Annotated in this window: 23 protein-coding genes and 1 pseudogene; 13 read left to right on the forward strand and 11 right to left on the reverse strand. The window is 64.7% G+C overall.

Going from position 1 to position 20,774, the window contains the following annotated elements; genetic code table 11:
• Positions 1–4: 4 nt before the first annotated feature.
• From ATE67_RS10420 to cyoA, 9 genes are all read right to left on the reverse strand, one after another.
• Positions 5–1,249, reverse strand: coding sequence for an acyl-CoA dehydrogenase family protein (locus ATE67_RS10420; RefSeq protein WP_058816642.1), 1,245 nt, complete (start codon positions 1,247–1,249; stop codon positions 5–7).
• A 96-nt stretch (positions 1,250–1,345) separates the two neighbouring features.
• Positions 1,346–2,257 carry a LysR family transcriptional regulator gene (locus tag ATE67_RS10425; RefSeq protein WP_058816643.1) on the reverse strand — a complete coding sequence of 304 codons (912 nt, stop codon included), beginning with the start codon at positions 2,255–2,257 and terminating at the stop codon, positions 1,346–1,348.
• Positions 2,257–2,790 (reverse strand): response regulator transcription factor, encoded by a 534-nt coding sequence (locus ATE67_RS10430; protein ID WP_058816644.1) that lies wholly within the window; start codon positions 2,788–2,790, stop codon positions 2,257–2,259. Before ATE67_RS10430 ends, ATE67_RS10425 begins: the two co-directional genes overlap by 1 nt.
• A complete protein-coding gene (locus ATE67_RS10435) occupies positions 2,787–4,079 on the reverse strand; it encodes an ATP-binding protein (RefSeq protein WP_058816645.1) in 1,293 nt (430 codons plus the stop codon). Before ATE67_RS10435 ends, ATE67_RS10430 begins: the two co-directional genes overlap by 4 nt.
• Positions 4,079–4,780, reverse strand: a complete 702-nt coding sequence (locus ATE67_RS10440; RefSeq protein ID WP_058816646.1) for an SURF1 family protein — start codon at positions 4,778–4,780, stop codon at positions 4,079–4,081. The genes ATE67_RS10435 and ATE67_RS10440 overlap by 1 nt, the downstream gene beginning before the upstream one ends.
• The gene (gene cyoD, locus ATE67_RS10445) at positions 4,777–5,154 is read right to left on the reverse strand and encodes a cytochrome o ubiquinol oxidase subunit IV (protein ID WP_058816647.1); all 378 of its coding nucleotides are present in this window, start codon (positions 5,152–5,154) and stop codon (positions 4,777–4,779) included. Before cyoD ends, ATE67_RS10440 begins: the two co-directional genes overlap by 4 nt.
• Positions 5,151–5,777, reverse strand: coding sequence for a cytochrome o ubiquinol oxidase subunit III (gene cyoC, locus ATE67_RS10450; RefSeq protein ID WP_058816648.1), 627 nt, complete (start codon positions 5,775–5,777; stop codon positions 5,151–5,153). The genes cyoD and cyoC overlap by 4 nt, the downstream gene beginning before the upstream one ends.
• A gap of 4 nt (positions 5,778–5,781) precedes the next feature.
• Positions 5,782–7,788: a cytochrome o ubiquinol oxidase subunit I gene (cyoB, locus tag ATE67_RS10455; protein ID WP_058816649.1), complete on the reverse strand. Its 2,007-nt coding sequence runs from the start codon at positions 7,786–7,788 to the stop codon at positions 5,782–5,784.
• A gap of 17 nt (positions 7,789–7,805) precedes the next feature.
• Positions 7,806–8,945: a ubiquinol oxidase subunit II gene (gene cyoA / locus ATE67_RS10460; protein ID WP_197411923.1), complete on the reverse strand. Its 1,140-nt coding sequence runs from the start codon at positions 8,943–8,945 to the stop codon at positions 7,806–7,808.
• A gap of 199 nt (positions 8,946–9,144) precedes the next feature.
• Between cyoA and ATE67_RS10465 the strand changes: the two genes are divergently transcribed.
• The 4 genes from ATE67_RS10465 to ATE67_RS10480 are packed head-to-tail and all read left to right on the forward strand — an operon-like array spanning position 9,145 to position 12,804.
• Positions 9,145–10,479, forward strand: coding sequence for an MFS transporter (locus ATE67_RS10465; RefSeq protein WP_058816651.1), 1,335 nt, complete (start codon positions 9,145–9,147; stop codon positions 10,477–10,479).
• 14 nt (positions 10,480–10,493) lie between these two features.
• Positions 10,494–11,033 carry a molybdenum cofactor guanylyltransferase gene (gene mobA, locus ATE67_RS10470; RefSeq protein ID WP_197411924.1) on the forward strand — a complete coding sequence of 180 codons (540 nt, stop codon included), beginning with the start codon at positions 10,494–10,496 and terminating at the stop codon, positions 11,031–11,033.
• Positions 11,034–11,044: 11 nt separating this feature from the next.
• Positions 11,045–11,602: a TIM-barrel domain-containing protein gene (locus tag ATE67_RS10475; protein WP_269433451.1), complete on the forward strand. Its 558-nt coding sequence runs from the start codon at positions 11,045–11,047 to the stop codon at positions 11,600–11,602.
• Positions 11,603–11,637: 35 nt separating this feature from the next.
• Positions 11,638–12,804, forward strand: a complete 1,167-nt coding sequence (locus tag ATE67_RS10480; RefSeq protein WP_058816654.1) for an iron-containing alcohol dehydrogenase — start codon at positions 11,638–11,640, stop codon at positions 12,802–12,804.
• Between the two features lie 33 nt (positions 12,805–12,837).
• On the opposite strand, the gene ATE67_RS21395 is transcribed toward ATE67_RS10480, so the two are convergent.
• Both ATE67_RS21395 and ATE67_RS21025 read right to left on the reverse strand, forming a co-directional pair.
• Positions 12,838–13,071, reverse strand: coding sequence for a hypothetical protein (locus ATE67_RS21395; protein WP_156416984.1), 234 nt, complete (start codon positions 13,069–13,071; stop codon positions 12,838–12,840).
• Positions 13,072–13,336: 265 nt separating this feature from the next.
• Positions 13,337–13,537: pseudogene (locus ATE67_RS21025) on the reverse strand (LLM class flavin-dependent oxidoreductase); the annotation flags it as partial.
• 570 nt (positions 13,538–14,107) lie between these two features.
• On the opposite strand from ATE67_RS21025, the gene ATE67_RS10485 reads away from it, so the two are divergent.
• Genes ATE67_RS10485 through ATE67_RS10525 form a run of 9 tightly spaced genes read left to right on the forward strand, consistent with a single transcriptional unit; the run spans position 14,108 to position 20,746 of the window.
• Complete coding sequence (locus ATE67_RS10485) at positions 14,108–16,267, forward strand: TonB-dependent receptor (RefSeq protein WP_058816655.1); 2,160 nt, start codon at positions 14,108–14,110, stop codon at positions 16,265–16,267.
• A 2-nt stretch (positions 16,268–16,269) separates the two neighbouring features.
• On the forward strand, positions 16,270–17,037 hold the full coding sequence (locus tag ATE67_RS10490) for an SDR family NAD(P)-dependent oxidoreductase (protein WP_058816656.1): 768 nt from the start codon (positions 16,270–16,272) through the stop codon (positions 17,035–17,037).
• A gap of 12 nt (positions 17,038–17,049) precedes the next feature.
• Complete coding sequence (locus ATE67_RS10495; RefSeq protein ID WP_058816657.1) at positions 17,050–17,508, forward strand: SRPBCC family protein; 459 nt, start codon at positions 17,050–17,052, stop codon at positions 17,506–17,508.
• On the forward strand, positions 17,505–17,885 hold the full coding sequence (locus ATE67_RS10500; RefSeq protein WP_058816658.1) for a nuclear transport factor 2 family protein: 381 nt from the start codon (positions 17,505–17,507) through the stop codon (positions 17,883–17,885). Before ATE67_RS10495 ends, ATE67_RS10500 begins: the two co-directional genes overlap by 4 nt.
• Positions 17,875–18,654, forward strand: a complete 780-nt coding sequence (locus ATE67_RS10505; protein ID WP_058816659.1) for an SDR family NAD(P)-dependent oxidoreductase — start codon at positions 17,875–17,877, stop codon at positions 18,652–18,654. The genes ATE67_RS10500 and ATE67_RS10505 overlap by 11 nt, the downstream gene beginning before the upstream one ends.
• A gap of 13 nt (positions 18,655–18,667) precedes the next feature.
• Positions 18,668–19,123: a nuclear transport factor 2 family protein gene (locus ATE67_RS10510; protein WP_058816660.1), complete on the forward strand. Its 456-nt coding sequence runs from the start codon at positions 18,668–18,670 to the stop codon at positions 19,121–19,123.
• Positions 19,123–19,656: a nuclear transport factor 2 family protein gene (locus ATE67_RS10515; RefSeq protein ID WP_058816661.1), complete on the forward strand. Its 534-nt coding sequence runs from the start codon at positions 19,123–19,125 to the stop codon at positions 19,654–19,656. The genes ATE67_RS10510 and ATE67_RS10515 overlap by 1 nt, the downstream gene beginning before the upstream one ends.
• Complete coding sequence (locus ATE67_RS10520; RefSeq protein WP_058816662.1) at positions 19,656–19,853, forward strand: tautomerase family protein; 198 nt, start codon at positions 19,656–19,658, stop codon at positions 19,851–19,853. Before ATE67_RS10515 ends, ATE67_RS10520 begins: the two co-directional genes overlap by 1 nt.
• A complete protein-coding gene (locus tag ATE67_RS10525) occupies positions 19,850–20,746 on the forward strand; it encodes a fumarylacetoacetate hydrolase family protein (protein ID WP_058816663.1) in 897 nt (298 codons plus the stop codon). Before ATE67_RS10520 ends, ATE67_RS10525 begins: the two co-directional genes overlap by 4 nt.
• The last annotated feature ends 28 nt before the right edge of the window (positions 20,747–20,774 follow it).

A 20,774-nucleotide genomic window follows, 5' to 3' on the forward strand; every position in this document is an offset into this window, starting at 1 on the left:
GCTCTTAGTGCCGCGCGAGTTCGTCGCGGCCGACGACCATGTAATGAACCTCGTCGGGACCATCGGCGAAGCGTAGGTGGCGCACGTCGGCGTAGAGCTCCGCCAGCGGCGTCCAGTGCGAGATGCCAGTGGCACCGTGGATCTGGATCGCCTGATCGATGATCTGGCACACCTTCTCTGGGATCATCGCCTTCGCCATGCTGACCCAGACGCGCGCCTCGCGATTGCCGAGCAGGTCCATCGCCTTCGCGGCCTTCAGCACGATCAGGCGCATCGCCTCGATATCGCAGCGCGCCCGCGCAATGACCTCCAGATTCTTGCCGAGCTGCGACAGCGGACGCCCGAAGGCGGTGCGCGAATTGCCGCGCTTCACCATCAGGTCGAGTGCGACCTCGGCCTTGCCGATCGTGCGCATGCAGTGATGGATGCGCCCCGGCCCGAGCCGCATCTGCGAAATCTCGAACCCCCTACCCTCGCCGAGCAGGATATTCTCGCGCGGGACGCGGACATTCTCGAATCGCATATGCATATGGCCCTGCGGCGCATGATCGGCGCCAAAGACCCGCATCGGGCCGAGCACCTTCACGCCCGGCGTGTCCATCGGCACCAGGATTTGCGAATGCTGGCCCTTCCGCGATGCTTCCGGGTTGGTCTTGAGCATGCAGATCAGGATCTTGCAGCGCGGATCGCCGGCGCCGCTGATGAAATATTTCTCGCCATTGATGACCCATTCGTCGCCTTCGAGATGCGCGCTCGTTTCCAGATTGCTGGCATCCGAAGAGGCGACGCCGGGTTCGGTCATCACATAGGCCGAGCGAATTTCGCCGTTCAGCAGCGGCTTCAGCCAGCGCTCCTTCTGCTCGGGCGTGCCGACCATTTCGAGCACTTCCATATTGCCCGTGTCGGGCGCCGAGCAGTTCAGCGATTCCGATGCGAGCGGCGACTTGCCGAGTTCGGCGGCGATATAGGCATAGTCGAGATTGCTGAGCGGCGTCCCCGTGTCGCCGTGGGGCAGGAAGAAATTCCACAGGCCCGCGGCCTTCGCCTTGTTCTTCGCGCCTTCGAGCAGTTCGAGCTGGCCGGGGACCCAGCTCCAGCGGTCGGCGCGGTTCTCGCCGAGCCGGAAGAATTCCTCGGTGATCGGGTCGACATTCTCGGCGATGTGCTGCTTCACCGCGTCAAAAAGCGGTTGCGCTTCCTTCGACATGCGCAGGTCGTTGAGTTCGGCTTGAAGTTCGATTTCGGTCATGAACGGCTCTCCGCTGTAGTTTGGCGCGAAGCTAGCCCCTGCCTGTCATCGACGATAATGATACAGTGTAATATGCGATATTCGCAGAACGAATGATCAGTCCGGTCTGGCCATGTCGTCAATGATGATCGTCCTCAACCATTCGAGCGCGGGATCGGCCTGCGCCGCCTGATGCCAGTAGAGGTAGGTTCCGCCGCGATCGACCGGCAGCGGCAGATCGAGAAGTTGCATCGGCCACACCGCCTCGAGCACCTCGGCATGCGAGCGCGGCAGCGCATAGAGCATGTCGGATTCGGCGATGATCTGCCACGCGGTAATCGCATGTTGGCAGCGCACGGCCACCCGGCGGCCGAGCCCCATCCGCTCCAGCGCCATGTCCTCGATCCCCGGTCCGTGCGGACGCGCCGTCGCGACGACATGATCGAGCGCCAGATAGGTTTCGAGGTCGATCGCGCCGTCGACACGCGGATGGCCCTTGCGCGCGACGACGACGAGCGGCTCGGTGCCGAGATAATGGCGGCAAAGCCGCTCATCGGTCGGCAGCGCGACGTCGAGCGCCAGGTCGATATCGCCGTTCGCGAGGGCCATCACCAGATCGCGGCGGCGAAACGTCACGCTGGCGAGCGCGACATGCGGCGCCTCGCGCCGGACGCGGCCGACAAGCGACGAGAAGCGGGGCATTTCACCCGACAAGCGCACGCCGATGCGGAACTCGCGCGTCGATTGCGCCGGATCGAAGGATGCCGCCGCATCCAGCGCGGCGTCGAGCCCGCGCAGGGCCTCGCGCACCGGCCCGGCAATCGCGCGCGCCGCCGGGGTGGGCACCAGCTTGTTGCCCTGCCGGACGAACAGCGGGTCGTCGAACGCATCACGCAGCCTGGCGAGCGCATGGCTGATCGCGGGCTGCGAGAGGTTGAGGTGCCGCGCCGCCGCCGAGACGCCGCCTTTCGCATGGATCGCGTCGAACACCTGGAGCAAATTGAGATCGAAGCGGGCGAGCCTGCGCATTATTTGACCTGCCGTTTCTCGAGCTTCCGCGCGAGCGTGCGGCGATGCATGCCCAGCCGGCGCGCGGCCTCCGAGATGTTGAAATTCGTCTCGACCAGCGTCTGGTGGATATGCTCCCATTCGACGGTCTTGATCGACGAGGGACGCGCGTCGAGCGGCGCATCGACATTGCCTTCGGCGCGCTCGAATGCCGCCTCGATATCGTCGGTGTTCGACGGCTTGGCGAGATAGTAGGAGGCGCCGAGCTTCACCGCCTCCACCGCGGTTGCGATGCTCGCAAAGCCGGTGAGCACGACGATCCGCATCGCCGCGTGGGCGTCGCGCAAGGTCTGGACGCAGGCGAGCCCCGACGCATTGCCCAGCTTCAGGTCAACCACCGCATAGCCCGGCCGCCAATCGGCAAGCAGCGCCTCGACCTCTTCGGGGTTGGTCGCGACACGCACGTCATAGTCGCGCCGCTCGAACGAGCGTTTCAGCGTTCGCGCGAAGGCATCATCATCCTCGACGATCAGCAATTGCCGCCGTTCGCTCATGCCGCCGCACCCTCGGCCGCTACCGCAGCGAGCGGCAGCGTGATGCGCACCAGCGCGCCGCCGACAGCGCGATTGGCGACGCTCGCGCTGCCGCCCAGCTTGCGCAGAACATTGACGAGCAGGAACAGGCCGAGCCCGCCGCCAGGGCGTCCCTTGGTCGAGCTGTAGGGCTGGCCGAAGCGCGCGATCATTTCGTCGCTGAACCCCGGGCCACGGTCCGAAATCTCGATCACCGCCATTCCCCCGTCGCGCGATGCGGTGACGCCGATCCAGTCGGGCGACACTTCGGACGCATTGTCCATGACGTTGCCGATCACCTGACGCAGCGCCGGGTCCGAGACGATCTCGACGTCGGGGCCGAAGCGATCGTTGAACTCGACCGTTCCCGGCATCCGGCCCGCCCGCGCTTCATCGACGAGCGCGGTCAGGAAGACGCGCATGGTCGTGAGTTGCGGCGCCTCGCCGCGCGCTTCCCCTGCCGACATCAGGATACCGCTGACGATCGCCTTGCAGCGCCGGACGGCGGCATCCATGTCGGCCAGGTCCTCCTGCAGTTCGGCCTGGTTCGCCAGCGCAGGCGCACCCTTCCAGTCGCCGATCAGCACGGAAAGCGTCGAAAGCGGCGTCCCCAGCTCGTGCGCTGCGCCCGACGCGAGCAGGCCCATGCGAACGATATGATCCTCCTCGGCGGCGCGCTGGCGGCTCGCGGCCAGCGCGGCGTCGCGTTCGCGCAAATTGCGGCTGATCCGCGTCACGAATGCCACGAGCAACACCGCTATGAGCAGAAAGCAGACGAGGCTGCCCTGAAGATAAAGCCCCATCGGATCGTCGGCGTAGGCGGGCGGCAACACCAGCGGCGTCGGGTTGATCGTCAGCACAGCGACCGCCAGCAGCGCCGCGCCGACGATTGCCCATGACGACCGCGACGTCAGCAGGATCGCGCCGATCACCACCTGCAGCAGAAAAAGCGAGGCGAAGGGGTTCGCAAGGCCGCCGCTATGATGCAGCTGCCAGCAGAGCACCGCGACGTCGCAGAGCAGCTCCGCGGTCAGTTCCGCATTGGTCACGGCGCGGTCGCGGCGGAGCAGCGCGAGGCTGGCGAAATTGATCACGATGAGCACCGCCACCGCCGCGATCAGCGGGGCGAGCGGCAGGGGTATGTCCATCAGCCCGGTGACGACGCCGATCGTCGCGAGCTGGCCCCCGACCGCAAGCCAGCGCAACTGGATCAGCAGCGCCATGTTGCGGCGGCCGGCATCGGCCTCTGGCAGGATTTGGGGCGCGGTCATCAATCCCGAATACGCCACAGCCGCCGCGCAAAAAAGAGGCTGAGCGCACACAGCGCGAACCAGGTCAGCGCATAGACCATATGATTGTCGTTGAACCGGACGATGGTCAGCCCGCCGACGGGGTAGCCGCCGGGGTTGGGCGCCGCGTCGGCATCGACGAAATAGGGCGCGGCGCGGCCCAATCCCTTCGCCTTCGCGATCGCCGCGACATCGCGCGAATACCAGCGGTTGGCGGTCGGATCGTTCGATCGGAGGAAGGCGCCGCCGGGCTCGGTGATGCGGAGCAGGCCCGTTATCTTCACCGTTCCGGCGATATTGCCCTCGACGCGCGTCCTCGAATCGCTTTTGTCCTTTGGTACGAAGCCGCGATTGACGAGCAGGGTAAAGCCCGGCGTCTCGAGCGGCGTCAGCACCCAATAGCCCGCACCGCGCTCGGTCACCGCCTGCACCAGCGTCTCGCGGTCGTGGCGAAAGCGGCCGGTTGCGCCGACACGGCGATAGGCATCGGCCTTCGCATTGATCGCCGCCCAGCGATCGGGCCCCGGCGCGGCGACGGGCTCCGCATGCGTGCGCGTCTCAACCGCCGCGATCAGCTCATGCTTCCAGACGCGCCGTTCGAGCTGCCAGATGCCGAGCGCCGCGGTCGTTATCGCTACGATCAGCGCGGCAAGGACCGCCGCGGCGCGGCGGCGGCGCGTCACGGCAGCTGGCTCGTATCGTGGACCTGCGGCATCATGTTGGTGTTGAGGTGATGCATGACCCACAGCGAGCCGGCGAGCATGATGACGACGACGATCACCGTGAAGACGAGCGAGGTCAGCGACCACCCATCCTCGGCCTTCGGCGTCATGTGCAGGAAATAGACCATGTGGACGACGATCTGCGCCGCGGCGAGGATCATAATGATCGCCGCGGTCGCCCCGGTCGACAGCGGCCTTTCCATCACCAGCCAGAAGGGGATGGCGGTCAGGATCACCGACAGGACAAAGCCGACCAGATAGTCGCGCATCGACGCGTGGGGCATCTCGATTTCGCCGTGCACTTGGCCATGCGCGGCGTGCGGGTCGGCGCTCATCGCAGCACTCCCATCAAATAAACAATGGTGAAGACGCCGATCCAGATGACGTCCAGAAAATGCCAGAACATGCTGAGGCACATCACGCGGCGCTTGTTCGCGGCGATCAGCCCATGCTTGCCCAGCTGGATCATCAGCACGACTAGCCAGATCACGCCGAAGGTGACGTGCAGCCCGTGGGTGCCGACCAGCGTGAAAAAGCTCGACAGAAAGGCGCTGCGCTGCGGCGTCGCGCCGATCTCGATCAGATGATAGAATTCATAGAGCTCGATCCCGAGGAAGCCGAGCCCGAACAGCCCGGTGACTGCGAGCCAGAGCTGCGTACCGCGGACCTTGCCCATCTGCATCTGCAGCACGGCGAAGCCATAGGTAATCGATGAGAACAGCAGCATCGCGGTATTGAGCGCGATCAGCTTGAGGTCGAACAGGTCCTTCGGCGCAGGCCCTGCGGCATAGTTGGCGCCGAGGACGCCGAAGCACGCGAACAGGATCGCGAAGATCAGGCAGTCGCTCATCAGATAGATCCAGAAGCCCAGCATCGTGCTGTGTCCCTCGGGATGCGCATGCTCGTCGAGGTCGTAGAACTGGACAGGTTCTTCCGCGGTGATCGTTTTGCTGCTCATCGCATCAGGCTCCGGCCGCCAGTTGGCGGGTGCGCGCGCTTTCGACCTCGATCACCGTCGCGGCGGGGATGTGGAAATCGCGCTTGTAGTTGAAGGTGTGCCAGATCGCGCCGAAGATCGCCGCCGCGAACGACAGCGCGGCAAGCCACCAGATATGCCAGACGAGCGCGAAGCCCATCACCAGGCAGAACCCCGACAGGATGATCCCCGTGCCGGTGTTGCTCGGCATATGGATATCGCGAAAGCCCGCGACCGGGCGGTCGTGGTTGCGCTTCTTCATGTCGTACCACGCGTCGAGATCGTGGATCACCGGCGTGAAGGCGAAGTTGTAATCGGGCGGCGGCGAGCTGGTCGCCCATTCGAGCGTGCGGCCGTTCCACGGATCGCCGCTTTCGTCGATCAGCTCCTTGCGCTTCCAGATGCTGACCGCGAATTGGACGAGCATCGCGCCGATGCCGGCGGCGATCACGAGCGCGCCAAGGGCGGCGATCGCGAACCATATTTGCAGGCTCGGATCGTCGAACACGCGCATGCGGCGGGTGACGCCCATCAAGCCGAGGACATAGAGCGGCATGAAGGCGAGCCAGAAGCCGACGACCCAGCACCAGAAGCTGATCTTGCCCCAGAAGACGTCGAGCTTGAACCCGAACGCCTTCGGCCACCAATAGTTGATCGCGGCAAACAGGCCAAACAGCACGCCGCCGATGATCACATTGTGGAAGTGCGCGATCAGGAACAGCGAATTGTGCAGCACGAAGTCGGCGGGCGGCACCGCGAGCAGCACGCCGGTCATGCCGCCGACGACGAAGGTCAGCATGAAGGCAATCGTCCACATCATCGGCAGCTCGAAACGGATGCGGCCGCGGTACATGGTGAAGAGCCAGTTGAACAGCTTGGCCCCGGTCGGGATCGAGATCACCATGGTGGTGATCCCGAAGAAGCTGTTGACGCTGGCGCCCGACCCCATGGTGAAGAAATGGTGCAGCCAGACGAGATACGACAGGATCGTGATGCACACCGTCGCATAGACCATCGACGTGTAGCCGAAGAGCTTCTTGCCCGAAAAGGTCGAGGTGACTTCGCTGAACACGCCGAACAGCGGCAGGATCAGGATATAGACCTCAGGGTGCCCCCAGATCCAGATCAGGTTCACATACATCATCGGCGAGCCGCCGAAGTCGTTGGTGAAGAAGTTCGTTCCGACATACCGGTCGAGCGCGAGCAAGGTCAGCGTCGCGGTCAGGATCGGGAAGCTCGCGACGATCAGGATGTTCGAGCAGAGGCTGGTCCAGGTGAAGACCGGCATCTTCATCAGGCCCATGCCCGGCGCGCGCAACTTCAGGATCGTCACGATCAGGTTGATGCCCGACAAGGTCGTGCCGACCCCGGCTATCTGGAGTCCCCAGATATAATAATCGACCCCGACGCTTGGACTGTAGGCGATGCCGGATAGCGGCGGATAGGCGAGCCAGCCGGTCTGCGCATATTCGCCGACGAACAGCGAGATCATCGTCAGCGCGGCGCCCGCGGCCGTCATCCAGAAGCTGAAATTGTTAAGGAAGGGAAAGCTGACGTCGCGCGCGCCGATCTGAAGCGGTACGATATAGTTCATCAGGCCGGTGATGAACGGCATCGCGACGAAGAAGATCATGATCACGCCGTGCGCGGTGAAGATCTGGTCGTAGTGATGCGCGTTCAGATAGCCTTCGGACCCGTTGAAGGCCCACACCTGCTGCAAACGCATCATGATCGCATCGGCAAAACCGCGCAGGAACATGATCAGGCCGAGGATCATATACATGATCCCGATCCGCTTGTGGTCGACGGTCGTGAACCAGTCGTTCCACAAATAACCCCACAAGCGGAATTTGGTGATAGCGCCGACGACGCCGATCGCGCCGAGCACGACGACGGCGAAGGTGACGATCAGGATCGGCTCGTGAAACGGCAGCGCGTCGAACGACAGCTTGCCGAGGAAGGGGCCGGCTTCGGGTGCGGGGTGCGGGGTCATGCTGGTCTCGCCTGCGATCAGGACATCGGACGGGGGGTGATGGCGTTCAGCGCGGTACGCGCAGGCGCCTGGTTCGGATACGGCAACCCCTCGCCCTTCAGCGGCGCGGGGTTGACGCGCTTGGCGTCGGGGCGGTCGTTCGACATGACCGGTGAACTGCACAGCGCCGCGACATAGCGGATACTCCACTTCGCCATATCGGCGCTGCCGCGCGCGGCATATTTGTCATAGGCGATCGCACGGACATTGCCGATGCCGGCGATGCCCGCCCCGCCCTTGGTGTCGATCGACATCATGTCGTGCATGCACATCTTGCCGGGCTCGACGCACATGTTGACGACCGCGTCGAACAACTGCGGATCGACCGCGGCGAACCGGCGCACGGGCTCCTTTTCGCTCGGCTTTTCGAGTTTCAGATAGGCCATGCGGTCGAGGTCGCCCCCCGCCGAAGCCTTCGCCTCGGCAACCCATGTGTCGAATTCGCCCGCGGGGAGGCTCTTTACCTTGAAGCGCATGTTCGAAAAGCCCGCGCCCGAATAATTGGCCGAAAAGCCCTGATAGGTGCCGGTCCGGTCGAACACGCCGTGAAGCTTCGTCTCCATGCCCGGCATCGCATAGATCTGGCCGGCGAGCGCCGGCACATAGAAGCTGTTCATGACCGAAGCGGACGAGATGCGAAAACGCAGCGGACGGTTCACCGGTACGGCCAGTTCGTTGACCGTCGCAACGCCCTGCTCGGGATAGATGAACAGCCATTTCCAATCGAGCGCGACGACATTGACCTCGAGCGGCTGGACGTCGGCGGCGATCGTCTGCCCCGGCCCGGTGCGCGCGAGCGGGCGGTAGGGATCGAGCAGATGCGTCGCGACCCAGGTCAGCGCACCCAGGCAGATGATGATCAGCAGCGGCGCCGACCAGATGACGAGTTCGAGCTGCGTCGAATGGTCCCAGTCGGGCTTGTAGGTCGCTTCCTTGTTGGCGGCGCGATAGCGCCATGCGAAAAAGATCGTCAACGCCATGACCGGCACGATGATCAGCAGCATCAGCACGGTTGAAATCACGATCAGGTCGCCCTGCTGGCGCGCGACATCGCCCGCCGGATCGAGCACGACCAGGTCGCAACCGGCGAGCAGCGGCAGCGCGCCCAGCACCGGCATCCACCGGACTCGGGCCATTAAAGGGGAGAGCTTCGTTGGCATGGTGCGCGCCTAGGCCTCCTTTGTTGCAGTGCACATAGGACATTTTGTCCAATCCACTTGGCGCCCCCGATCGCGCAGGGGCATTTTCATAAAGGGCGGTTTTGCCCTATGATCGACTCGCGCCGCAGATGCCGGCGTCAGAAGCAGGACTCGCACCATGTCTGCCGAAACCGCGCCGAACAACGAGGCTGAACGCGCCGAACGCGACGCCCGCGCCTTGCACGACGACGGCCATCCGATCGCGCCTGCCGAAATCGCAATCGGCGTAATTATAGGGCGAACGTCCGAATTTTTCGACTTTTTCGTATACGCGATCGCGTCGGTGCTGGTGTTCCCCAAACTGGTGTTCCCGCATCTCGATCCACTGCAGGGAACCCTCTGGTCCTTTGCCATTTTCGCCCTCGCCTTCGCCGCCCGGCCGGTCGGCACGCTGATCTTTTCCTCCGTCGACCGTGCCTATGGCCGGGGCGCGAAGCTGACGGTCGCCCTCTTCCTGCTCGGCGGATCGACCGCGGCGATCGCCTTCCTGCCGAGCTATGAGTCGGCCGGCATCGGCGCGGCGCTGCTGCTCGCGCTCTTCCGCATGGGCCAGGGCGTCGCGCTCGGCGGTTCTTGGGACGGGCTCGCCTCGCTGCTTGCGATCAACGCGCCCGAGGGCAAGCGCGGCTGGTATGCGATGATCCCGCAATTGGGCGCGCCGCTCGGCCTGATAGTCGCCAGCCTGCTCTTCATGTTCCTGATTGCCGCGCTGCCCGCGCAGGATTTCCTCGACTGGGGCTGGCGCTACCCCTTCTTCGTCGCCTTCGCGATCAACGTCGTCGCGCTGTTCGCGCGCCTGCGCATCGTGGTGACGCCCGAATATGCCGAATTGTTCGAGAACCGCGCGCTTGAACCGGCACCGCTGACCGAGACGCTGCGCCTCGAATGGCGCGTGATCATCATGGGCGCCTTCGCGCCGCTCGCCAGCTTCGCGATGTTCCATATGGTGACCGTTTTCCCGCTGTCGTGGGTGTTCCTGTTCACCGAGGAGACGCCGGTGCGCTTCCTGATGATCGAAGCGGTCGCCGCGATGGTCGGAGTCGTCGCGATCATCGCCTCGGGCTATCTCGCCGACCGTATCGGCCGCCGAACCCTGCTGGGAGCGACCGCCGCCGCAATCGCCGCGTTCAGCGGCTTTGCGCCGCAGCTCCTGGCTGCGGGCCAGACGGGCGAAGCGGTGTTCATGATCCTCGGCTTCATCATCCTGGGGCTGTCGTTCGGCCAGTCGTCGGGGGCGCTGTCGTCGAATTTCTCGCCGCGCCATCGTTATACCGGATCGGCCCTCACCACCGACCTTGCCTGGCTGTTCGGTGCGGGCTTTGCGCCGATGGTCGCGTTGTGGCTGTCGAGCGAATTCGGCCTGCTCGCGGCGGGCGGCTATCTGCTGTCTGGCGCCGTCGGCACGCTGATTGCGTTGTGGTTGAACCGCGAACTGGCGCGCACGATCGACTGATGATCACCGGGGTCGTGCTCGCCGGCGGGCTGTCGCAGCGTTTCGGCGCCGACAAGGCGGAGGCGCTGTATCGCGGCCGGCCCCTCATCGACTGGTCGATCGACGCGCTGACCCCCTATTGCGAGACAATTTTCGTCTCCGGGCGCCGGCATCGGGATCATGCGTCTGTTCTTGATCGTCCGCATTCCGGCTTCGGGCCGCTGGGCGGTATCGCCGGCGCCCTGTTCGCGGCGCGCGAGTTCGGATGCCGGCATCTGCTGTCGATACCCTGCGATACGCCCGAAGTGCCCGCCAGCCTGCTACGCCAGTTCGTCGAATCGGAAAAGCCTGTCTACGCGGCCGCCTGCCCCGTCATCGGCCTGTGGCCGGTTGCGCTCGCCGAAGCGCTGGAACAGCATCTTGCTGAGGAAGGCCCGCGCGCGGTGCGCCACTGGGCGGCGATCGCCGGCATCGACGCAGTCGAAAGCCCGCCGATCCTGAACGTCAACACGATGGCCGATCTACAACAGCTTGGCGGAGGCGATATCCCGGCTTTGGGTCAGGGCGCTAGCTGAAAGTCACCTGGCTGCCGCCCGCGCATCATCACAGCGATGGCGGCGGCTATACCAGCCTGTTCGACACCATCCGCGACGCCGAACTCGCGATGCGCTGGGCCGAGATGGCGGCGTTCACATCGATGATGCGCACGCACGAGGGCAACCGGTCGCGGCAGAATGTGCAATATGACGACGATCCGGATTTGCTCGCGCATTTTGCCAGGATGACGCGGATCTACGCGCATCTGGCGCCCTATCGGCGGCGGCTGTCGCAGGCGGCTTCGGAGACGCGGTTACCCGTGCAGCGACCCTTGTTCCTGCATTTCGAGGACGATCCGAAAACCTATGCGATCGAGACGTCGTATCTGCGCGGGCCGGACCTGCTCGTCGCGCCGGTCATCGCGGCGGGTCAAGATGAGTGGACGACCTACCTGCCCGCGGGTGCCGACTGGGTGCATGTGTGGTCGGGGCAAAGCCACGCCGGGGGTGCGGACGTGACCGTCGCGGCGCCGTTCGGGCAGCCGCCCGTCTTCTACCGCGCCGGATCGGCCGACGCGGCGCTGTTCGACGGGATTGTCGCCGTCTGAATCGCCGCTTAGGGTTGCGGCGAGGAGATCGCCCGTTGAGTACCGCCAGCATCGCCCTGCCCCGCATCCTGCGCATCGGCGGCGGGGCGTCGAAAGAGTTGCCCGAGGTGCTGGCGACGCTCGGGCTGGCGCGGCCGCTGATCGTGACGGACGGATATCTGGTGAACAGCCGGCGCGTCGCCGAGCTGGTCGATGGATTGACGGCGGCAGGGATCGCGGCGCGGGTGTTCGCCGAGACGGTGCCCGACCCCACGGTGGCGTCGGTCGATGCGGGCGTGGCGTATCTGCTGGAAGGCGACCACGACTGCGTCGTCGGCTTTGGCGGCGGCAGCCCGCTCGACAGCGCGAAGGCGATTGCGCTGCTCGGTCGGTTCGGCGGCGCAATGGCCGATTACAAGGCGCCCCATGTGCAGGACGCGCCGGGGCTGCCGGTGATCGCGATCCCGACCACCGCGGGCACGGGGTCGGAGGCGACGCGCTTCACGATCATCACCGACGAGACGACCGACGAGAAGATGCTGTGCCCGGGGCTCGCCTATCTGCCCGTCGCGGCGCTCGTCGATTACGAACTGACCTTCACCAAGCCCAAGCGGCTGACCGCCGACACCGGGATCGACTCGCTGGTCCATGCGATCGAGGCCTATGTGTCGAAGCGCGCGAACCCGTTCAGCGACGGCATGGCCTTGCTCGCGATGCGCGCACTGGCGCCGAATCTGCGCCGCGTGTGCAGCGACCCGACGGACGCCGCGGCGCGCGAGGCGATGATGCTGGGCGCGACGCAGGCGGGAATCGCCTTCTCCAACAGCTCGGTCGCGCTGGTGCACGGGATGAGCCGGCCGATCGGGGCGCATTTCCATGTCCCGCACGGGCTGTCGAACGCGATGCTGCTGCCCGCGGTGACCGCCTGGTCAGCGCCCGCGGCGCTGCATCGATATGGCGATTGCGCAAGGGCGATGGGCGTGGCGGACGAGGCCGAGGGCGACCAGGCGGCGGTCGCGCGGTTGCTCGATGAGCTGGCGGCATTGAACCGCGAGCTTGAGGTGCCGGGACCGGCGGCATGGGGCATCGACGCGACGCGCTGGGAGGCGCTGGTCCCGACGATGTGCGCGCAGGCGGCGGCGTCGGGGTCGCCCGCGAACAACCCGCGGGTGCCGGATGCGGAGGAGATGGCGATGCTTTATGCGCAGGTCTGGGCGGGTTGAGGCGAAAACGTCAAATCCTGTGGGAAGTGATCGCTAAAGTTTTGCGACGAAGCGCTTGACTACTTCGCCCGATTCCGCCGCGAAGTTACGACACTCGTCATCGGAAGCGTTTTGCATCTTCAGAACATCGGCATCGTAGAGATCGCCGATCATCGCATCAACCTGCAGCTCGAAATAGCCCATTCTTGCACCCAATCTTATTGCCGTCGATCGGTATGTTCCGAACAACTGCGAGATTTGCTGCTTATAGGATTCGTCGGTTGTCATTTCTTGCTACGCTCAGAAGGCAGCGCGGCGTGTAGTTTCTTTTGCTTCCTCGAAGGAAGGCGCGGGCTCCGCCGTACTGTCGTCGTCAAGTTGTTTTCGTCTCCAGAACATTTACCGTCTCCCTGAGGTCAGTCGGCAAACGATCCTGTTCTCCTAGACTTACAACCGAGTGTTGTTCACCGACGGGCAAGCTGCAGGCTGCTTAATCTCGCTCGCCCCGCCTCCCTCTCCTACGTCTAACGTAGAGGCGGGGAATCCATTCAGATCAAAGCACCAGCGGCTCGTGCATCATCTTCGGCAGCACGTGGCGCGCGAAGAGGTCGGCTTCGGCGGCGTGGGAATAGCCCGACAAGATGAACGCTGCGATGCCCATGTCCTGATTGCGGTTCAGCTTCGCGAACACTTGGTCGGAGTCGCCGACGATAGCGGCGCCCCAGCCCGAGCGGGCGCGGCCGATGCCGGTCCAGGCTAGAAAAATTGCTATTCTTCTATCGGAAAAGAATGCGGTCGATGTTGGAAATTTGGCCAATGGCAGCGGAGGAGGGACTCGAACCCCCGACACGCGGATTGTGATGTCGCAGAGTACCTTCACGCCTCGCGGCGAAAACGGGAGATTTGCGCCGTTCAAAGCGGATTACCTCAGTGTTCTACTGAAATCAATCACTTCAAAACTCGCGACTGGAAGCTCTTTCACGCTTGGGAACGCTTGCGTCACTTCGAAAAAGCGCGCCGTTGGCCGCATCCCACAGCGATAGCGATCATTCGCAAATATCGACTCCCGCCCGCTGGACGCACCCATTATGTATTCATTTTTTCAATCAGTCACGCATTTCACTGAAAATTCTGCGCAAAAATGGCAGATTCGCGGCACCGTGAGGTTGACACCCCAAAAAAGTGTATCCAGTGTGTTTGACAGAGCGCAAATCTGGTTCTAGGCATTCTTTCTGAAACACTAGCATGCAACCAGCGAGTCGCATGCAGGGGACGGGAGGGTACAATGGCACTTGGTGGTCGAATTCTTTGTCTTTCGACAAGCGTGTTCGCCTTAGCGACACCGGCGGCGCTAGCAGCGCAGGAGGCCGATACTGAGGCCAGTAGCGGGATCGCCGAAATCATCGTCACCGCGCAAAAACGCGACGAGAACCTGCAGCGTACTCCAGCGGCGGTGACCGCAGTGAGCGGCGATCTGCTCGTGGCGTCAGGCATCAAGGATCTGAGCTCGGCGCAGGAAATCGTTCCCGGCGCGCGCTTCCACCAGGAAGGCAACACGACGCAGGTGTTCCTGCGCGGCATCGGCTCGAACCTCGACTTCGCCAACGTCGAGCCGTCGGTCTCGTTCAACTTCAACGGCGTGAACATCCCGCGCGAAGCGACGAGCGTACCGCTGTTCGATATCGAACGGTTCGAGGTGCTGCCGGGACCGCAGGGCACGCTGTACGGCCGCAGCGCGATCGGCGGCACGGTCAACGTCGCCTTCAAGCGGCCCGAGTTCGAAAATAGCGGCCAGATCACTGTCGAGGGCGGCAATTACGACCTGATCCACGGCACTGTCATCGGCAATGCCAAGCTGTCGGACCAGCTCGCGCTGCGTATCGGGCTCGATTACGCCAACCGCGACGGCTATATGGAAACCGGGTCGGACTCGCAGGACGATTTCTCGGCGCGTGTCGGCCTTCTCTACGAACCCAATGACGGCTTCAGCCTCTATTGGTGGGGCTATACGACTCAGAAGAACGGCAACACGTCGAACCTGGTGAACAAGGGCTCGCGACTCGTCGTCGACGCCAGCGGCAATCCGGTCCGCGACGTGAACGGCAATTTGCAGTTCGTCTATGACGAGAAGGCCTTCCTGCGCAAACGCCCGTGGGACGACCTCCGTCCCGGCGTGCTCGCAGAGACTGCACCCTTCGGCCAGCCGACACCGTCGACGCAGAATTACGAAAATTATGCGACGGGATTGCAGATCGACGCCGACCTCAGCGACACCGTGTCGCTGACCAACATCACCGGCTATGTCTATCTCGACGCCGAGACCGAGATCTACTGGCTCGGCGTGCTGCCCGCCTACAAGCTCGACAAATACCGCATGCTCAGCAACGAACTGCGGCTGACCGGCGACACCGACCGCCTCAAATGGCTCGTCGGCCTCTTCGCCTATCGCAACAAGGGCATCGGCCAAGGCATCGTTGGCACCGCCAACGGACCGAACGGCCCCGCCATCCCGGGCACGCCCTTCCCCTTCTTCTCGTCGAACGTGCAGAGCAACGTGATGAAGGGCGGCGCGATCTTCGGTCAGGCGACCTACAGCGTCACCGACCGCTTCCGCGTCACGCTCGGCGGCCGCTACGGCATCGACAACAAGAAGGCGCGCGGGATCGCGCTCGACGATCAGGTCTCGCACTACACGTTTGACAAGACCTTCCGCCGCTTCGACTACAAGGCCGGGATCGAATATGACGCGGCCGACCGGGTGATGCTCTATGCGACCTATCAGACGGGCTATCAGCCGGGCACCTTCAACGAAGTCGTCGACCTGCCCGGCCGCAACAACCTGGTCAAGACGGGCAAGATGAAAGGCATTTCGGGCGGCTTCAAGGCGCGCTTCCTCGATAACCGGCTGCAGATCAACAACGAGGCCTTCTTCTACGTCTACACCGATCTCGCGATCCAGGCCTATGACGCAAGCAAGCTCTACAACGAGATATTCAACGCCGGAAAGGTCGAGATTCCGGGCAACCAGCTCGACATCCTGTTCCAGCCGCATCCGGATACGAAGCTCAACCTGTCGGTGAGCTACGTCCATGCGCGGAACAAGGATTTCATCACGCCCTCCGGGCAGAATTACAACGGTCTCGCGGGCCCTTATGCCGCCGACTGGACGATCGGCGGCGGCTTCAGCCAGGATTTCCATTTCGGCGGCGGCTATCTGCGCGCAGCCGCCGATGCCCGCTACGAAAGCGAGTGGTTCGCCGACTTCATCCACAATCCGGGCGTCCGCCAGTCGCCCTATGCCAAGGTCAACGCCTCGCTGACCTGGTACAGCGAGGATGAGCGCTGGCACATCGGCATCTGGGGCAAGAACCTCACCAACAAGGCGGTGATCGCGGCGACCGCGGCGGCGGGGATTCCCGGCCCGGCAACCGCCTATATGTCGCCGCCGCGTACCTATGGTCTGCGCGCGGGGTTCAATTTCTGACCATGACCCGGCCGCTCGAGGGAAAGACCATCATCGTTACGGGCGCCGCCGGGGGGATCGGCCATGACGCAAGCCTCGTGCTCGCGCTGGCCGGGGCCCGGCTCGTCCTGACCGACGTCGCCGCCGAAGGGGGCGAAGCGGCGGCGGCGGCGGTGCGCGGCGAAGGTGGCGATGCCATCTTCGTCGCCGCCGACCTCGCAAGCGAGGCCGAGATCGAAGCGCTCGTCGACAAGGCGGTCGCGCATTACGGCCGCCTCGACGGCGCCTTCAACAATGCCGGCGTCGAACAGAAGAACAAGCCGCTGGGCGAGCTGACCCTCGACGAATGGAACCGCGCGATCGCGATCGACCTGACCGCAGTGTTCCTGTGCATCAAATATCAGGTGCGCGCGATGCTGGCGTCGGGCGGCGGCTCGATCGTCAACACCGCCTCGTCGCTCGGTCAGGTCGCGATACCGGGCGCATCCGAATATGTCGCCGCCAAGCATGGCGTCGTCGGGCTGACGCGCGCTGCGGGCGCCGACTATGCAGCGAAAGGCGTGCGCGTGAACGCTGTGCTGCCGGGGATCGTCGAGACGCCGATGATTTCGCGCCTGTCCGGCGACCCGGCCTTTTCGGACATGTTCGACCGCATCCGCGCGCGCCACCCGATCGGCCGTTTCGGCCAGCCGTCGGAAATCGGCGAAGCCGTCGCCTGGCTGCTCTCCGACGCCGCATCGTTCATGAACGGGGCCGCGGTCGCGGTCGACGGCGGTTATCTCTCGATCTGAAAGGACTCCCCCATGTACGCCCTCTCTCACGCCATTCCGGTCAATCCGCCCGGCGCCGAACCGGCGCTGACCCGCGAGCAGGTGTGGCGCGGCCTCGAGCTCAAGGCCGAAAACGCCATGCCTTTCGTCGACGGCATGACCCAGTGCGACGTGGACGAGCGCAGCGGCAACACGCTGACCCGCACGATCACCTTTCGCGGCACGCAGCACCGCGAGAAGATCACTCTGTTCGCCCCGGTGAAGGTGCAGTTCGAGCGGCTCGACGGCACCGGCTGGATCGACAATGTCATCATCGAGAGCGCCGATGGGCTGCTCCTGACCTTCACCTTCGGCATCACCTTTCCGGGCATCGCCGAGGGCACGGCCGAGGAACAGGCACAGGGCGACAATATGCGCGGCGCATACACCGGCGCCGTCGCCGCGACGCTCAATCGCGTGCGGCAGATGGTGCGCGACGGAGAGCTTGCATGACGGGACCCGCGCGTAGCCATGACGACTGGGCGGGCGCCTTCTTCCGCGACGCCGACCGGCTCGATCTGCCGCTGTTGATGAGCTGGTTCGGGCCCGACATCGACCTTCGCCTTGCCAATGTCCCGCCGATCGCGGGGCGCGAAGCGGTCGAGGCGACCTTCGCCGAATTCTGGTCGGGGATCAAAGGCATGCGCCACGTCCGCGAGCAGCTCGTCGTCGATGGCGATACGGCGTTTCAGGGTAGCCAGGTCACGTACACCCGCCCCGACGGCGGCGAGGTGACAATGCCGGTCGCGAGCCATCTGCGCCGCGACGCAGGCGGCACGCTCGACCGCCTGTGGATCTACATCGACCTGGGGCCGCTCTATGCCGGCTGAGAATCCGATCGCCACGCGCCTCAAGGGCAAGGCCTGCATCGTCACCGGCGCGGGCGGCAGCATCGGGCGCGCCGCGTGCCTCCGCCTCGCCGCCGAGGGCGCGCATGTCGTCGGCACCGACCTGATCGCCGCAAGCGCCGAAGAGACGCTGGCGCAGGTGCAGGCGGCGGGCGGAACGATGATCTCGGTCCATCCCGCGAACCTCACCGACCGCGCCCAATGCGACCGCGTCGTCGCGGCGACGGTCGAGGCGTTCGGCGGCGTCGACATGCTCTTCAACAACGGTGCGATGGCCTATTTCGCGTGGATCGAGGACATGGACGCCGCGACCTGGAGCAAAACGCTCAACGAAGAACTCGATATCGTCTTCCACATGACGCAGGCGGCGTGGGAGGAACTCAAGAAGCGTCAGGGCAATATCGTCAACACCGCCTCGCTGTCGGCGTGGGCGGGGATCGAGCGGCTTCCGGGCCTCGCGCATGCGGCGGCGAAGGGCGGCGTCCTCGCGATGACGCGCCACCTCGCGATGGAGGGCCGCCTGCACGGCGTCCGCGCGAACAGCGTGTCGCCGGGCACGATCGAGACCAACCAGACGCGCTTCATCCTCGAAGACCCCGAATGGTGCCGCGTCCAGCTCGGCCGCGCGATGATGAACCGCATGGGCCAGCCCGAGGAGGTCGCGAACGTCGTCGCCTTCCTCGCGAGCGACGACGCCTCTTACGTCACCGGCGCCGACATCGCGGTCGATGGCGGCGTGCGGGCCTGGTGAGGGAGGAACGACGATGAAGAACGCCTGGGTGCTGGACCGCTTTGCCGCCGTCGACCGCAAGGACATCGGCGGCTTCATCGACATGCTGAGCGAGGATCACCGCTTCATCTTCGGCGCCCGCCCGCCGGTGATCGGCAAGGCCGACGCCAGGACGATCGTCAACCATTTCTGGACGATGATCGGGCGGCTGCGCCACAATATCTGGCGCGTCCGCGAGGCTGGCGACATCGTCTATGTCGAGGCGCTGATCGAATATGAGCGGCTCGACGGCAGGGTCGTGCTCGTCCCCTGCTGCGACATCGTGCGACACAACGGCCGCGAGCTGGTCGAGCAGCGCGCCTATCTCGACCAGACCGCGATCTTCGCCGACCTGTCGTCGGGCGAGCACCTCCACAAGGATCGGTGGATCGACGACATCCCCGCCGCGCGCGCCGCGCTCGGCCTCGCCCCCGAACCGGAGCTGCTGTGATGGACCTCGAAAGGGAAATGCACCGCCTGCTCGACGAGGAAGCGGTGAAGAAGGTCATCCTGCGCTTCGGCCGCTCGCTCGATCTCGGCGACTGGCCCGGTTATCGCAGCTGCTTCACCGACAGGCTGCTCGTCGATTTCGAGCGGCTGACCGGGTCGCCCCGCATCCTCGTCGACGCCGACGAATGGACGCGCTTCGCCGACCTGATCCTGACCCCGGTGCGGCGCCACCACAGCTATTTCAACTTTCACGTCGACGTCGACGGCGATGCCGCCTCGGCGGTTTGGTATTTCACCGCGCGCCACTGGAAGGCGACCGACATGGGGTCGTCCATCTATAACCAGCATGGCTGGTACGACGGCGGCTTTGTCCGCCAGGACAGCGTTTGGAAGATGCGCTACGTCAAGCACGACTTCCAGTGGGTCGAGGGCAACAACGCCCTGTTCGACATGGCCGAGCCCGAGCTGGCGGCGCAAATGGCGCGCGTCTTCACCCCCGAACATGTCGCTGCGGGCGCAGCGGAGCGCGTCTGATGCCGATCATCAACGCCTCGATCCTCGCCGGCCGCACGCGCGAGCAGAAGCGCGCGCTGATCCGCGAGCTCGCCGAGGGCGCGCAGCGCGCGCTGGGCGTGCGCGAGGACCAGGTGCGCGTGATCATCACCGAAGTCGCGCCCGACCATTGGGGCGTCGGCACTATCAGCAAGGCCGATCTGGAAGGACAAACATGACGAGCCTCTACCGCCTCGCCGTTATCCGTACCGCCGACGGGCCGCTCGCCGTCGCCGAACAGGGCGGCCGCATGGCGCCGCTGCATGCGCTGCTCGGCGAGACCGAAGCGCGCACCGATCTGAGTCCGCTTCTCGCGGATTGGCCGGCGACGTCGGCACGGATCGACGCGGCGGTCGATGCGGGCGGTGCGGCTTTCGCGGGCGGGATCGACGCCGCGGGCGCGACCTTCGCCCTGCCCTTCGCCAGCCCCGGCGCGCTGATGTGCATCGGTGCCAATTATCACGACCATGTCGCCGAAATGCCGGTGCCGATGACGCCTGAATATCCCTATGCCTTCGTCAAGCCGACGCACAACACCATCTGCGCCAGCGGCGACAGTGTCGAAGCGCCGAAGGGCGTCGCGATGATGGACTGGGAAGCCGAACTCGCGGCGGTGATCGGTATCCCCACCAAGCATGCGAGCGAAGACGGCGCGCTGTCGCACGTCGCCGGCTATATCAATTTCAACGACCTGTCGGCGCGCGATTGGCTCGCATCGCGGCCCCCGATCGGTGTCGATTGGGTTCGCCACAAGGCGCACGACGGCTTCGCGCCGATCGGCCCCTATTTCGTCCCCGCGCGTTTCATCGCCGATCCGCAAGACCTGCCGATCCGCCTGACCGTCAACGGGACGGTCAAGCAGGACAGCAACACGGGCCGGATGATCTATGGCCTCAAAGCCATCATCCGCCATCTGTCGTCGATCATGACGCTGCAGCCCGGCGACATCATCGCGACGGGCACCCCCGCCGGCGTCGGCCATGGCCGCAAGCCGCCCGAATATTTGAAGCCCGGCGACGAAATCCGCATGGAGATCGGCCCGCTTGGCGAACTTGTCACGCCTATCATATGATGGGGGCATCCCGTCGCCGCCGAGGAAC

The sequence above is a fragment of the Sphingopyxis sp. H050 genome, assembly GCF_001468265.1.
In the GTDB taxonomy this organism is placed as follows: Bacteria; Pseudomonadota; Alphaproteobacteria; order Sphingomonadales; family Sphingomonadaceae; genus Sphingopyxis.

Bases quoted from the DNA above. Each gene is read 5' to 3' on its own strand.
- ATE67_RS10420 (WP_058816642.1), bottom strand. From the start codon at position 1,249: ATGACCGAAATCGAACTTCAAGCCGAACTCAACGACCTGCGCATGTCG.
- ATE67_RS10425 (WP_058816643.1), bottom strand. From the start codon at position 2,257: ATGCGCAGGCTCGCCCGCTTCGATCTCAATTTGCTCCAGGTGTTCGAC.
- ATE67_RS10430 (WP_058816644.1), bottom strand. From the start codon at position 2,790: ATGAGCGAACGGCGGCAATTGCTGATCGTCGAGGATGATGATGCCTTC.
- ATE67_RS10435 (WP_058816645.1), bottom strand. From the start codon at position 4,079: ATGACCGCGCCCCAAATCCTGCCAGAGGCCGATGCCGGCCGCCGCAAC.
- cyoD (WP_058816647.1), bottom strand. From the start codon at position 5,154: ATGAGCGCCGACCCGCACGCCGCGCATGGCCAAGTGCACGGCGAAATC.
- cyoC (WP_058816648.1), bottom strand. From the start codon at position 5,777: ATGAGCAGCAAAACGATCACCGCGGAAGAACCTGTCCAGTTCTACGAC.
- cyoB (WP_058816649.1), bottom strand. From the start codon at position 7,788: ATGACCCCGCACCCCGCACCCGAAGCCGGCCCCTTCCTCGGCAAGCTG.
- cyoA (WP_197411923.1), bottom strand. From the start codon at position 8,945: ATGCCGGTGCTGGGCGCGCTGCCGCTGCTCGCCGGTTGCGACCTGGTC.
- ATE67_RS10465 (WP_058816651.1), top strand. From the start codon at position 9,145: ATGTCTGCCGAAACCGCGCCGAACAACGAGGCTGAACGCGCCGAACGC.
- ATE67_RS21395 (WP_156416984.1), bottom strand. From the start codon at position 13,071: ATGACAACCGACGAATCCTATAAGCAGCAAATCTCGCAGTTGTTCGGA.
- ATE67_RS10490 (WP_058816656.1), top strand. From the start codon at position 16,270: ATGACCCGGCCGCTCGAGGGAAAGACCATCATCGTTACGGGCGCCGCC.
- ATE67_RS10495 (WP_058816657.1), top strand. From the start codon at position 17,050: ATGTACGCCCTCTCTCACGCCATTCCGGTCAATCCGCCCGGCGCCGAA.
- ATE67_RS10500 (WP_058816658.1), top strand. From the start codon at position 17,505: ATGACGGGACCCGCGCGTAGCCATGACGACTGGGCGGGCGCCTTCTTC.
- ATE67_RS10505 (WP_058816659.1), top strand. From the start codon at position 17,875: ATGCCGGCTGAGAATCCGATCGCCACGCGCCTCAAGGGCAAGGCCTGC.
- ATE67_RS10510 (WP_058816660.1), top strand. From the start codon at position 18,668: ATGAAGAACGCCTGGGTGCTGGACCGCTTTGCCGCCGTCGACCGCAAG.
- ATE67_RS10515 (WP_058816661.1), top strand. From the start codon at position 19,123: ATGGACCTCGAAAGGGAAATGCACCGCCTGCTCGACGAGGAAGCGGTG.
- ATE67_RS10520 (WP_058816662.1), top strand. From the start codon at position 19,656: ATGCCGATCATCAACGCCTCGATCCTCGCCGGCCGCACGCGCGAGCAG.
- ATE67_RS10525 (WP_058816663.1), top strand. From the start codon at position 19,850: ATGACGAGCCTCTACCGCCTCGCCGTTATCCGTACCGCCGACGGGCCG.